The 13,105-nt window shown below is 68.6% G+C and carries 12 protein-coding genes; 6 read left to right on the top strand and 6 right to left on the bottom strand.

The features are described 5' to 3' along the window. Window positions 1-58: 58 nt before the first annotated feature. The 4 genes from BM365_RS13035 to BM365_RS13020 form a co-directional block, all read right to left on the bottom strand. Window positions 59-661 (bottom strand): response regulator transcription factor, encoded by a 603-nt coding sequence (locus BM365_RS13035; protein ID WP_093489975.1) that lies wholly within the window; start codon window positions 659-661, stop codon window positions 59-61. Window positions 662-846: 185 nt separating this feature from the next. Continuing rightward, a complete protein-coding gene (locus BM365_RS13030; protein ID WP_233210812.1) occupies window positions 847-2,037 on the bottom strand; it encodes a sensor histidine kinase in 1,191 nt (396 codons plus the stop codon). A gap of 28 nt (window positions 2,038-2,065) precedes the next feature. Beyond that, a complete protein-coding gene (locus BM365_RS13025; RefSeq protein WP_093489974.1) occupies window positions 2,066-2,824 on the bottom strand; it encodes an ABC transporter permease in 759 nt (252 codons plus the stop codon). Then, on the bottom strand, window positions 2,824-3,750 hold the full coding sequence (locus BM365_RS13020; protein WP_093490784.1) for an ABC transporter ATP-binding protein: 927 nt from the start codon (window positions 3,748-3,750) through the stop codon (window positions 2,824-2,826). Before BM365_RS13020 ends, BM365_RS13025 begins: the two co-directional genes overlap by 1 nt. Window positions 3,751-4,001: 251 nt before the next feature. Between BM365_RS13020 and BM365_RS13015 the strand changes: the two genes are divergently transcribed. From BM365_RS13015 to BM365_RS13000, 4 genes are all read left to right on the top strand, one after another. Beyond that, window positions 4,002-5,243 (top strand): efflux RND transporter periplasmic adaptor subunit, encoded by a 1,242-nt coding sequence (locus BM365_RS13015; protein ID WP_093489973.1) that lies wholly within the window; start codon window positions 4,002-4,004, stop codon window positions 5,241-5,243. A gap of 198 nt (window positions 5,244-5,441) precedes the next feature. Further along, on the top strand, window positions 5,442-6,134 hold the full coding sequence (locus BM365_RS13010; RefSeq protein WP_093489972.1) for an ABC transporter ATP-binding protein: 693 nt from the start codon (window positions 5,442-5,444) through the stop codon (window positions 6,132-6,134). A gap of 13 nt (window positions 6,135-6,147) precedes the next feature. After that, entirely contained in the window at window positions 6,148-7,308 is a 1,161-nt protein-coding gene (locus BM365_RS13005) for an ABC transporter permease (RefSeq protein ID WP_093489971.1), read from the top strand. A gap of 13 nt (window positions 7,309-7,321) precedes the next feature. Beyond that, the gene (locus BM365_RS13000; RefSeq protein WP_093489970.1) at window positions 7,322-8,632 is read left to right on the top strand and encodes an ABC transporter permease; all 1,311 of its coding nucleotides are present in this window, start codon (window positions 7,322-7,324) and stop codon (window positions 8,630-8,632) included. A 38-nt stretch (window positions 8,633-8,670) separates the two neighbouring features. Here the strand turns inward: BM365_RS13000 and BM365_RS12995 are convergent, their stop codons facing one another. Together BM365_RS12995 and BM365_RS12990 are read right to left on the bottom strand one after the other, a co-directional pair. After that, a complete protein-coding gene (locus BM365_RS12995; RefSeq protein WP_233210811.1) occupies window positions 8,671-9,276 on the bottom strand; it encodes a nucleotidyltransferase family protein in 606 nt (201 codons plus the stop codon). Next, window positions 9,273-10,232 (bottom strand): XdhC family protein, encoded by a 960-nt coding sequence (locus BM365_RS12990; protein WP_093489968.1) that lies wholly within the window; start codon window positions 10,230-10,232, stop codon window positions 9,273-9,275. The genes BM365_RS12995 and BM365_RS12990 overlap by 4 nt, the downstream gene beginning before the upstream one ends. Window positions 10,233-10,401: 169 nt before the next feature. Here BM365_RS12990 and BM365_RS12985 point away from each other — a divergent pair, with 169 nt between their 5' ends. Then, window positions 10,402-10,857, top strand: coding sequence for a (2Fe-2S)-binding protein (locus BM365_RS12985; protein WP_093489967.1), 456 nt, complete (start codon window positions 10,402-10,404; stop codon window positions 10,855-10,857). Window positions 10,858-10,912: 55 nt separating this feature from the next. Continuing rightward, window positions 10,913-13,105, top strand: coding sequence for a xanthine dehydrogenase family protein molybdopterin-binding subunit (locus BM365_RS12980; protein ID WP_093489966.1), 2,193 nt, complete (start codon window positions 10,913-10,915; stop codon window positions 13,103-13,105).

Below are 13,105 nucleotides of genomic sequence, written 5' to 3'. Positions count from 1 at the left end.
TCCGCAAGGACAACCCGGCGCACACCGGAACTGCCAACCACGGCACATCTTGGCGCCGCTACAGCCACCCGCGCTGGCGCGCCAGGCGATAGGCCTCGATGCGGTTGGCCACGCCCAGCTTGCCGATGGCTTCGGACAGGTAGTTGCGCACCGTACCCTGCGAGAGATTGAGCTGCTTGGCGATGTCGCCAGCCGATTGGCCTTCGCCGGCCAGCCGCAGCACCTGGCGTTCGCGATCGTTGAGCGGATCGGCATCCGACCAGGCTTCCACCGCCAGCTGCGGATCGATCGCGCGGCCGCCGCGATGCACCTTGCGTAGCGCCTCGGCGAGGTCTTCCGCGGGCGCGTCCTTCAACAGGTAGCCGGACACGCCGGCCTCCAGCGCGCGCCGCAGGAACCCGCTGCGCGCGAACGTAGTGACGATGACGACCTTGCACGGCAGCTCGTGCCGCTGGATGCGTTGCGCGAGTTCCAGCCCGGTCAGGCCGGGCATTTCGATATCGGTGACCAACAGGTCCGGCGAAAGCCGCTGCAGCTCGCGCCATGCGGTCTCGCCATCGGCCGCGCTGCCGACGACCTCGATGTCGCTTTCCATGCCCAGCAGCGCGGTGAGCGCGCCACGCACCATGGCTTGGTCTTCGGCGAGCAGCACGCGGATCATCGGAGGGCCGGGAAGGAAAGATCGGATGACACGCTAGCAAATCGGGCCACGGAAGTGGACCGCTTGCTGTAGGAGCGACGTAAGTCGCGACCGCATGCCTTGCGGGCCTATAGACAACAGCAGGCCGTGGGCTCGCATGGCATGGATGCCGAGGTCGATGAATGTTCTGGCCGTGCGGTCGCGACTTACGTCGCTCCTACAGAGGTTTTCTCGGGGGGCGCCAGTACCTCGTCAGCCGACGGCAGCGGCAGCACGATCTCCACGCAGGTGCCCTGCCGCAGCGTGGAATCGATGCGCAGGCGTCCGCCGCGCGCTTCCACGCGCTCGCGCATGCCGGCCAGGCCGTTGCCGGGCACGCCCGCACTGCCCACGCCGTTGTCGCGGACGCGCAGGGTGACGTGCTCGGGCGTGGACGACAGCACGACCTCCGCCAGGCTGGCGCGCGCATGGCGCTGGATGTTGGTCACCGCCTCGCGCAGGCTCAGTGCGAGCACGGTCTCCAGGTCGGCGGGCAGCGCGACTTCCTGCGCTTCGTAGCGCAGAGTGACGCCGTCCGATTCCAGCAGCAGACGCGCGGATGCGAGTTCGGCCGCCAACCCAGCCGCGCGGATGCCGGTCACCGCACGCCGCACCTGCGCCAGCGCATCGCGGGCGACGCGGCTGACTTCGTTGATCTCGTTGCGTGCGGCCTGCGGGTCACGGTCGATCAACCGTCCCGCAAGATCGGACTTCAACGCCACCAGCGACAGCGTGTGGCCGAGCAGGTCGTGCAGATCGCGGCCGATGCGCTCGCGTTCGGCCAGCGCGGCCAGCCGGCGCACTTCTTCGTGCGAGAGCTTCAGCTCGGCGCGCTTGCGCACGGTCTCCGACTGGAAGTAATTGCCGGTGAACACCGCCACCGACACGATCGCCGTCACCACCGGCACGAACACCGGGAACCCCAGCCACGCCGCCATGCCGCAGTACGCGATGATCAGCACGGCGAAGACTTCCAGCCGGATCCACATCGAGCCCGGCAGCAACGCGACGAAGGCCGCCGCATAGATGACGTAGGTGTTGGAGAACGCGTTGAACGGCATCAGCCCGTAGCCGAGCGCCGCGATGCCCAGCGTGCACAGCACGCGCGTCATCGCGCTGGCGCGGTAGGCCAGGAAGTACATCGGCAGGAACACCGCGATCGACAGCAGCGTCGGCCACAGGTACCAGCGCACGCCCTCGCCCCAGTCCGCATTGGACGGCACCAGCACCGGCACGAACAGGAACACCAGGTAGCCCAGCAGGAAAATGGGCATCCAGCCCAGGCCGAGCGCTTCGGGCACCAAGCGATCGCGCTGGCGGGTCAGCCAGGCCAGCAGGGACGGCAATGGATGTTTCATGGACGACTCCTTGCGTCGGCGTGCCGGTTCACTGCACCAGGCGGCGACGCGCCAGCACGAAGAACACGGCAGTGATGGCGGCCAGTACGGCCAGGTGCAGCCCCAGCGGGCGCCCGGCGCCGACACCGACGGCCTGCTGCGCGACCTGCGCCAGATGATACGCCGGCCATGCGGGCGCCAGCGTCTGCAGGAGCTTCGGCAGCATCGTCAGCGGCACCCACAGCCCCGACAGGAACGCCATCGGCAGGTAGACCAGGTTGATCAGCGCCGGTGCGCCGCGACCGCTGACCAGCGTGCCCAGCCACAGGCCCAGCGCGCTGAAGGGCAACACGCCGACCAGGCACGTCGCCACCCAGGCGGCCCACTGTGCGGCCGACAGCTGCACGTGCGCCACGCCGGCCGCGAGCGCGGCGAGCAGCGCCAGGATGATCGCGGCGAACAGCAGTGCCATCGTCATCTTCGCGACGAGGTACGCGCCCGGCGGCATCGGCTGCGCGCGCTTGAGCGTCAGCAGGCCCTGTTCGCGATCCATCGCGACGGTCACGCCGAAGCCGAACAGGGCCACGCCGATCACGCCGAACACGCCGTAGCCGGCCAGCATGTACTGCGCAGCGACCGGTCCGCCCTTGCCGCCGAGCAGGACGCCGAACAGCAGGTAGAACACCGGTGGGAACAACAGGCAGGGCAGCGAGAACGACGGCGTGCGCAGCAGGCGGAGGAATTCATAGCGCGCTTCCAGCAGGTAGGCGCGCGTGGACGAGAACGGCAGCGGGACGGTGGTGTCCATCAGGCGGCTTCCTTGTGCAGGTCGGGGGCGGTGGCATCGCGGGTCAGCGCGAGGAAGGCGTCGGCCAGGCCGGCGCGCTGCACTTCCAGTTCGGTGAGCGCCGGGTCTTCGGCCAGCAGGCGACGGACGACGGGCTCGGCGGCGTCGACGACGATGTCCAGGCGCTCGCCGTCGTGCTGGGCGAGCTGCACGCCCGGCCAGCCTTGCACCAGCGCCGCCGGCAGCGTGGTGCTGCAGCGGATGCGCCGCTGCGCGACGTGCGCGCGCACCTCGGCCACGGTGCCTTCGGCGACGACGCGTCCGTGGTTAACCACCACGACGCGGTCGGCGAGTGCTTCGGCTTCTTCCAGGTAGTGCGTGGTGAGCAGCACCGCGCACCCTTGCGCGCTCAGTTCGCGGATCGCCTTCCACAGCGTCTGCCGCGCATCGATGTCCAGGCCGGTGGTGGGTTCGTCGAGGAACAGCAGCTCGGGCCGGCCGCAGACCGCCAGCGCGAACTGCACGCGCCGCTGCTGCCCGCCGGACAGCTGGCCGTAGCGGCGGTCCATCAGCCCGTCCAAGCCCGCCAACGCCATGCAGTCGGCGACGCTGCGCGGACGCGGGTAGTAGCTGCGCGTCAGGTCGATCAGCTCGCGCACCTTCAGCGTGTCCGGCACGGCCGCCGTCTGCAGCATCACCCCGACGCGACGGCGCGCGGCCAGGTCCTGCGGCGGCTGGCCGAACAGCTCCGCCTGCCCCGCCTGCGGACGCTGCAGGCCCAGCAGCAGGCTGATCGCGGTGGTCTTGCCGGCCCCGTTGGGGCCGAGCAGCGCGAGCACCTGGCCGGCGGGCAGCGCCAGGTCCAGGCCATCGAGCGCCAGCGTGCGGCCATACTGGTGGCGCACGCCGCGCAGCCGGGCGAGCGGGTGGGAAGGAAGGGTCGCCATGTCCATGCCAAGGGGCCTTGTCGGAAGATGGACACAGCCTGCGCCGCCGCCCCGCCCGTGATCAGTGGCGCCCCTCAGGCGAATCAGGTGACAGTTGTCACTGGGCCATGCCACCGGCCGCGGCCATGATGCGCACCGTCCCGGCCCCGCTACACCCGGATCCGCCGGTTCCTGCATGAAGTGACTTCCGGCAACTAGGCTTCCGTTACCCTTGCTGGTCACACTTTCCCGCATTCACCGTCTGGATACGCATGAATACGTCTGCCGACTTGCTGAAGGAACTCCGCATCGACCGCAAGGCGCCGCCGCCTGAACCCCGGTCGCGCCGCGGCCTGTGGATCACCCTGGGCGTGGTCGTCGTGCTGCTGGCGCTGGCCGCGGCGGGCTGGGCGTTCTTCGGCCGCGAGAAGCCGATCGAAGTGCGCACCGCACCGACCGTGGCGATGGGCAATGGCAGCGCGTCCTCGTCCGTGCTGGACGCGTCCGGCTATGTGGTCGCGCGGCGCATGGCCACGGTGTCGGCCAAGATCACCGGCAAGGTGCGCGAAGTGCTGATCGAAGAAGGCATGAAGGTCGAGGCCGGCCAGGTGATGGCCACGCTCGACCCTGTCGATGCCGACGCGAGTCGTGCGCTGTCGCAGGCCCAGGTCGAGTCGGCGCGCTCGCAGGTGGCGAATGTGCAGGCGCAGCTCACCGAAGCCGAAGCCAATGCGCGCCGTTTGTCCTCGCTGGTGCAGCAACAACTGGTCGCCCGCTCGCAGTACGACCAGGCCGTCGCCACCCGCGACGCCCTGCGTGCGCAGATGCAGGCCGCACAACGCAACGTCACCGTGGCTAGCCGCAGCCTGGCGATTTCCGACAACGGCGTGGACAACACCATCGTCCGCGCGCCGTTCGCCGGCGTGGTGATCGCCAAGGCCGCGCAGCCCGGCGAGATCGTGTCGCCGCTGGCCACCGGCGGCTTCACCCGCACCGGCATCGGCACCATCGTCGACATGGACTCGCTGGAAGTGGAAGTGGAGGTCAACGAGTCCTTCATCGGCCGCGTGCAGCCCAAGATGCCGATCCAGGCCACGCTGAACGCTTATCCCGACTGGCAGATCCCCGGCGAGGTGATCGCCATCATTCCCACCGCCGACCGCAGCAAGGCCACGGTGAAGGTGCGCGTGGCGTTGAACAGCAAGGACGCACGGATCGTCCCGGACATGGGCGTGCGGGTCAGCTTCCTGGAAGCGGCCAAGCCGCAGCAGGCCGAGCAGCCCAAGGGCGTGCGTGCGCCGGGGGCCGCGGTGGTCGAGCGCGGCGGCGCGCAGGTCGCCTTCGTCGTCGGCGACGAGGACACCGTGGAGCAGCGCGCGCTCAAGGTCGCCGGCAAGCTGGGCGACGACGTGCACGTGACCGATGGGCTGGCGCCGGGCGAGACCCTCGTGCTGGACCCTCCCGCCGAACTGAAGGACGGTGCCAAGGTCGTGCTGGCCGAAGACACCGAGTAAGCCGCAAGGCGCCGCGTGAGGATGGCCTCACCGCGGCGAACCACCAAACACCCGGCGCCGCCCCACCGGCGCCTGTCGATCCCGGGCGACGCCCTCCGTCGTCCCGATGGGTGGCCCGTGTCCATCGAGGACGGGATCCGCCCTGTTTGAACCGCAGCATCGCCGTTCGCCTTCCCGTCTCCAACAAGGATCCTGCCGATGTCTTCCCTGGTTTCCATCCGCAACGTCACCAAGACCTACCAGCGCGGCCCCGAAAAGGTGCAGGTGCTGCACGGGATCGACCTGGATATCCCGCACGGCGATTTCGTCGCGCTGATGGGCCCGTCCGGCTCGGGCAAGACCACCCTGCTGAACCTCATCGGCGGCCTGGACACGCCGTCCGGCGGCGAGATCGAGATCGAGGGCCAGCGCATCGACCGGATGAACGACGGACAGCTGGCGCACTGGCGCAGTTCGCACGTCGGCTTCGTCTTCCAGTTCTACAACCTGATGCCGACGCTGACCGCGCAGCGCAATGTCGAACTGCCGCTGCTGCTGACCAAGCTCGGCGCCGCGCAGCGCAAGCGCAATGCGGAAATCGCGTTGCAGCTGGTCGGCCTGGCCGACCGCGGATCGCACCGCCCGAACGAACTGTCCGGCGGCCAGCAGCAGCGCGTGGCGATCGCCCGCGCGATCGTTTCCGACCCGACCTTCCTGATCTGCGACGAGCCCACCGGCGACCTGGACCGCCATTCGGCCGAAGAGATCCTCAACCTGTTGAAGATGCTCAATCGCGAGCACGGCAAGACCATCATCATGGTCACGCACGACCCGAAGGCGGCCGAATACGCCACCCACACCATCCATTTGGACAAGGGCGAACTGGTCGACGCCCCGGCCGCCGCGCACTGATCCGGAGACGGACATGAAATATTTCTCGTTGATCTGGTCGGCGCTGTTCCGCAGCAAGACGCGGACGTCGTTGACGCTGTTGTCGGTGGTCGCGGCCTTCCTGCTGTTCGGCCTGCTCGACTCGGTGCGCGTGGCGTTCAACTCCGGCGGCAGCGTCGCCGGCGCGGACCGCCTGGTGGTCGCGTCGCGCCTGTCGATCACGCAGATGCTGCCGTACAGCCTGCTGGGCCGCATCGATGCGACGCCCGGCGTGAAGAAGAGCGCCTATGCCGCCTGGTTCGGCGGCATCTACAAAGACCCGAAGAACTTCTTCCCCAACTTCTCGGTCGGCCCTGGCTACATGGACATGTATCCGGAGTACATCATCGATCCTGCGCAACTCAAGGCCTGGGAAGCCGATCGCACCGGCGCCATCGTCGGCGAGAACCTGGCCAAGCGCTTCGGCTGGAAGATCGGCGACACCATCCCGCTGCAGGCGACCATCTTCCCCCAGAAGGACGGCAGCAATGCGTGGCCGTTGACGTTGCGCGGCACGTTCAAACTGTCCGACAGCAAGCGCAAGGGCGAAGAGAACCAGTTGCTGTTCCACTGGAAGTACTTCGACGAGGCCAACCAGTACGTCAACGGCCAGATCGGCTGGTACATGGTGAAGCTGGACAACGTGAACCACGCCACCCGCGTGGCCAACGCGATCGATGCGATCTCCGCCAACTCCGCGCACGAGACCAAGACGCAGACCGAGCAGGCCTTCAACCAATCCTTCGCCAAGCAGTTCGCCGACATCGGCCTGATCGTCACCGCGATCATGGCGGCGGTGTTCTTCACCTTGCTGCTGCTGACCGGCAACACGATGGCGCAGGCGGTGCGTGAGCGCATCCCGGAACTGGCGGTCCTGAAGACGCTGGGTTTCACCAACGGCACCGTGCTGGTGCTGGTACTGGTGGAATCGGTGCTGCTGATCGTGCTGGGTGGCGTGCTGGGCATGGCGATCGCCTCGGCCATCATTCCGGTGGTCAGCGGCGCCAGCAACGGCATGATCGCGCTACCGACCATCCCCGCCCAGACCTGGGCCGTGGGCTTGGGTCTGATGGTGGCGATCGGCCTGATCGTCGGCGCGTTGCCGGCGACCCGCGCGATGCGGTTGAAGATCGTCGATGCACTGGCCGGCCGCTGACAGGAGACATGACATGAAGAAGCAATGGTTGGGCAACCTCCTCTCCGTCGTGCTGCTGGTCGTGGGCCTGGGGGCCTGGATCATGTCGCCGTGGTACGTCATCGCCGGCGTGGCGGTGGTGCTGGCGCTGTGGCTGTTCCTCACCCGCAGTGGGCGGCTGTCGCTGGAGGCCGCGAAGATCGGCATCGCCAGCCTGCCGCAGCGCTGGGGCGCGTCCTCGGTGATCGTGGTCGGCATCGCTGGTGTGGTGGGCGTGCTGGTCGCGATGTTGGCGATGGGCGAAGGCTTTTCGGCCACGCTCAAGCAGACCGGCGGTGAAGACACCGCCATCGTGCTGCGCGGCGGGTCGCAGGCGGAGACCAATTCCGTCATCAGTCGCGATCAGGTACCGCTGATCTCCACGCTGGCCGGCGTCGCCAAGGGCAAGGACGGTCGCGCGCTGCTGTCGCCGGAACTTTCGCAGATCGTGAACCTGCCGACGGCCAGCACCGGCGAGGATGCCAACGCGCAGTTCCGCGGCGTCAGCGAAGCCGCGTGGTCGATCCGTCCGCAGGTGAAGCTGATCGAAGGCCGCAAGTTCAACGTCGGCGTACGCGAGATCGTGGTCGGCAAGGGCGCGAAGGGACAGTATCGTGGCCTCGAGGTCGGCAAGACGCTGAAACTGGGCAACCAGGAGTGGACGGTGGTCGGCGTGTTCGCGTCCGGCGACGCGCACGACTCGGAGTTGTGGACCGACATCGACACGCTGTCATCGGCGTACGACCGTCGCGCCTACCAGTCCGTCACGGTGCGCACCGAAGGCAAGGCGGGCTTCGATCAGTTCAAGCAGGCGATGGAGAACGACCCCCGCCTGAAGCTGGATGTACTGACCACGCGCGACTACTACACCAAGCAGTCGACGGGCCTCAATACGCTGATCAAGGTGCTCGGCACGGTCATCGGCACCATCATGGCGATCGGCGCGGTGTTCGGCGCGCTCAACACCATGTACGCCGCCGTCGCCGGACGTGCGCGCGAGATCGCCACGATGCGGGCGATCGGTTTTCGCGGCGTGCCGGTGGTGATGGCGGTGATGCTGGAGACGATGTTGCTGGCGCTGCTGGGCGGCCTGCTCGGCGGGTTGATCGCTTGGGTCGTGTTCAACGGCTACAGCGTGGCCACGCTGGGCAGCAACTTCAGTCAGGTGGTGTTCCAGTTCAAGGTCACGCCGGAACTGCTGTGGAGCGGGCTGAAGTGGGCGCTGGGCATCGGCCTGGTCGGCGGACTGTTCCCGGCCTTGCGTGCGGCGCGCCTCCCGATTACGCAGGCCCTGCGCGCGATCTGACGTCCGTCGAAGGGTGCCGGCGCCTGCCGGCACCCTCGTCACGCCAGCGGATCGAGCCACCCCCGCGCCACCGCCGCCGCGAGATCCTCCGGCGTATCGATATCGACCCCGAGATCCGGTGCATCGCAGGCGATGACGTCGGCACCCGCGGCATTCAGTGCATCGCGCAGGCCGCGGTCTCCCTGCACGGCCAGTGCGGCGTGCAGCATCGTCGGCGCCACGACCGCGGGCACGCCCACGCGGTCGCCGAAACGTGTCGCGGCAGAACCCGACGGCGCTCGACGAGAGGCCTCCTGCAGCGCGTGAAGGTATGCGACATCCAGCGCCGGCTGATCGCAGGTGAGCAGCAGCGTCGCGTGATCATGGGGGGCAAGCGCATCGACCGCGATGCGTACGCTTCCTGCCAGGCCCTCACTCCATTTTGCGTTGACCACGCATTCCACCGGCAGGTCGCGCACCGCGGCAACGACGTCGCCTGCGTATGCACCGACGATCACCAGCACGCGCGAAGCACCGGATGCCAACGCCAGCCGCGCCGCGCGATGCACCAGCGTCTCGCCGTCGCGCGTCAGCAGTTGCTTCGGCCGGCCCAACCGCGTGCTGCCGCCTGCCGCCAGCACCACCGCGACCAACGGCGACGTCACGACGCCTCGCCGTGGTGCCACGCCTGCAACTGCGCGGCGATGCTCAGCGCGATGGCTTCGGGGCCGTGGCCGCCCAGCTTCAAGCCGATCGGCGAACGCAGGCGGGACAACAACGTGGCATGCAGCGAAGCCGGCAACACGCGCAGCAGATCCTCGCGTCGCCGCACTGGGCCAAGCAGGCCGATGAAGGGAATGTCGGTATGCGCCAGTGCCTCCAGCGCTTCACGGTCGTGCTCGAAATGGTGGTGCATCACCAACGCGGCATCGGGTGCGGGTTTCGTGCTTTGCAACGCATCGGCCGGCGGCTGCATCAGCCACGCGTCGGCGATATCGGTATCGGGAATCCAGCGCGCGCGTCGCTCGACCACGGTGACGTGCCAGCCGAGCGGACGCAGCGCGTCGATCAGCCGCTGCGTTTCCGGGCCCGCGCCGAAGATCGCCACGCGCGGCGGCGGCGCGATCCGCACCGTGCCCGCCGCATCCACGCCTTCCGTTGCCAGGCGCTGCATCGACCATTGGTGGCTCGTGTCGCCCGCGTCGGCGTGCACGTTTCCTTCCGCCGTCACCTGCAGGGTCAACGTACCCTGCCCGTTCCACCACGTCCGCACGACGGGCGCCCACCCCGGCATGCGGTCCAGCGGCAACAACGCAAGCCTCAGCCGCCCACGGCAGCCGATGGCGGAACCGGCGAACAGGTCTTCGTCGTCGCGCGTATCGATCTCCATCGCATCCAGCGCACCGGCTTCGGCCACGTGCCGCGCACGACGCGCGATCTCCGGTTCCAGGCATCCACCGCTGAGCCAGCCCAGCTGCGCATCGCCCGGTCCGAACACGGCCAATGCACCCGCCCGCACATAAGTGGAGCCTTCGGTCGCCATCACCACGGCCAGCACGCGGCCGTCGGCGGCGTCGCTGGCATGCGCGGAGGCGTCGAGCGGGGAGCGGAAGGCCGTCATGGCACCACGATGGCGCAAGCTGCGGGGCGAAGGCAACGCCCGGCGCGCCGGTCGGGGCATCGGGCAACGATGCCGCAGGATCGTGCAAGCATCGGCCCGCGCGTTCACTGGCATGCAACGGAGGCGCGGAGTATCGTCGTCCGGTCCCACGCCGCCGCCAGGAGACGCCATGAAGTTGAACGTCAACGGAGCCGAGCGCGAAGTCGACGCGCCGGATGACATGCCGCTGCTCTGGGTCCTGCGCGACCTGATGGGCCTGACCGGCACCAAGTTCGGCTGCGGCATCGCGCAATGCGGTGCCTGCACGGTGCATGTCGACGGCGCACCCTTGCGCGCCTGCGTCACGCCTGCATCGGCCGTCGCCGGCAAGAAGATCACCACCATCGAAGGCCTCTCGGCCGACGGCTCGCATCCGGTGCAAAAGGCCTGGGCCGACCTGGACGTCGTCCAGTGCGGTTACTGCCAGTCCGGCCAGATCATGTCGGCCGCGGCGTTGCTGGCGAAGGTGCCTGCGCCGACCGACACCGACATCGACCAGGCGCTGTCCGGCAATCTGTGCCGCTGCGGCACGTACCAGCGCATCCGCGCCGCCGTGCATCGCGCCGCCGACATCGGCAAGGCGTGATCCGGTGCGGCGACGCAGGTCGCCGCCTTCCCCCTCGTTCGACGGAGGCTGTTCCGTGAACCTCGAAACCTCTTCCTCGCGCCGCGACTTCCTGCGCGCCACCGCACTCGGCGGCGGCGGCCTGGTGATCGGCTTCCTCGTGCCCGGCGCGCGCCGCTTCGCCATGGCCCAGGAGGCCGCGGCGACCGCGCCCACCACGTTCGTACCGAATGCGTTCCTCAGCATCGCGGCCGACGACACCATCACCGTGCAGCTCGCGCATGCCGAAATGGGCCAGGGCATCTGGACCACGCTGCCGATGCTGATCGCCGAAGAACTGGATGCGGACTGGTCGAAGATCCGCGTCGAGCACGGTGCGGCCGACAAGGCCTATACGAGCCCGGTATTCGGCATGCAGGGCACCGGCGGCTCGACGACCACCTGGTCCGAGTTCGACCGCTACCGGCAGGCCGGCGCCACCGCGCGGGCGATGCTGCTGCAGGCGGCGGCCGCGCGACTGAATGTTCCCGTCGATGAGCTGCGCACCGAGAACGGCGCGGTGATATCCGGCACTACGCGGCTGCGCTATGGCGAACTCGCCAACGACGCCGGCAAGCAGACCCCGCCCGCACTCGATGCGTTGAAGCTGCGCGACCCGAAGGACTGGAAGCTGATCGGCAAGCCGACCAAACGGCTGGATACGCCGGAGAAGATCACCGGCAAGGCCAAGTTCGGCATGGACGTGCAGTTCGAAGGCCTGCTCACCGCGGTCGTGCTGCGTTCGCCGGTATTCGGCGGCAAGGTGAAATCGTTCGACGCCACCAAGGCGCGCGCCGTGGCCGGCGTGCGCAACGTGGTGCAGGTGCCCAGCGGCGTGGCGGTGATCGCGGACCACTACTGGGCCGCCAAGCTCGGCCGCGACGCGTTGCAGGTGGTCTGGGAAGGCGATGCGAACGCGAAGCTCGACAGCACCGCGTTGCGCGAGCAGTTCTCCCAGCTTGCGCGCACGGACGGCGCCGTCGCCGCACGCGCCGGCGACGTCGGCAGCGCGCTGGCCAAGGCCGCCAAGACGCTGGAGGCCGAGTACGCCGTCCCCTACCTCGCGCATGCCGCGATGGAGCCGCTGAACTGCACGGTGAAGATCGGCGACGGCGAGTGCGACATCTGGTGCGGCACGCAGTTCCCGACGTTGGACCAGAACAGCGCCGCGCGCATCCTCGGCATGCCACCGGAGAAGATCCGCATCCATACGCCGTTCCTGGGCGGTGGTTTCGGCCGCCGCGCCACGCCGACGGCGGACGTGGTGTCCGAAGCGGTCGAAGTCGCCAAGGCGGCGAAGGCGCCGGTCAAGACGGTGTGGACGCGCGAAGACGACACGCGTGGCGGCTACTACCGCTCGGCGTTCGTCGAGAAGATCAAGGCCGGCCTGGACAAAGACGGCAACCCGGTGGCCTGGCACCACGTGATGGTCGGCCAGTCGATCATGGCTGGGACCTTCATGGAAGCGATGATGGTCAAGAACGGCATCGATGCGACCTCGGTGGAGGGCGTGGCCGATTCGGCCTACGTGCTCGGCACGCCGGCGCATCGTGTCGACCTGCACTCACCGGTCACCGGCATCCCGGTGCTGTGGTGGCGGTCGGTCGGCCACAGCGTCAACGGCTTCGTCATGGAAAGCTTCGTCGACGAACTCGCGCATGCCGCGGGCCAGGATCCGGTGGAATACCGGCGCAAGCTGCTGAAGGACCATCCCCGCCACCTCGCGGCGCTGAACCTGGCCGCGGAGAAGTTCGGCTGGAATACGCCACCGGCGCAGGGTCGCGGCCGCGGTATCGCCGTGCACGAATCGTTCGGCAGTTACGTGGCGCAGGCCGCGGAAGTGTCGATCGAAGACGGAAAGATCCGCGTGCACCGCGTGGTGTGCGCGATCGACTGCGGCGTGGCCGTCAATCCCGCGGGCGTACAGGCGCAGATGGAATCCGGCATCGCGTTCGGCCTGGGCGCGGCGCTGCATTCGGCGCTCACGCTCCGCGAAGGCCAGGTGCAGGAATCCAACTTCCACGACTACCAGGTGCTCCGGATGAACGAGATGCCGAAGGTGGAGGTCCACATCGTGCCGAGCACCGAGAAGATGGGGGGCGTGGGCGAACCCGGCACGCCGCCGATCGCACCCGCCGTCGCCAACGCCGTGTTCGCCCTCACCGGCCAGCGACTGCGCGAACTGCCGCTGCGTCTGCCGACGCCCGCGTCCACCACTCCCGCTGCCTGA

It is taken from the genome of Pseudoxanthomonas sp. YR558 (assembly GCF_900116385.1).
Lineage (GTDB): Bacteria > Pseudomonadota > Gammaproteobacteria > Xanthomonadales > Xanthomonadaceae > Pseudoxanthomonas_A.
This window is presented reverse-complemented; position numbering and strand designations above follow the sequence as displayed.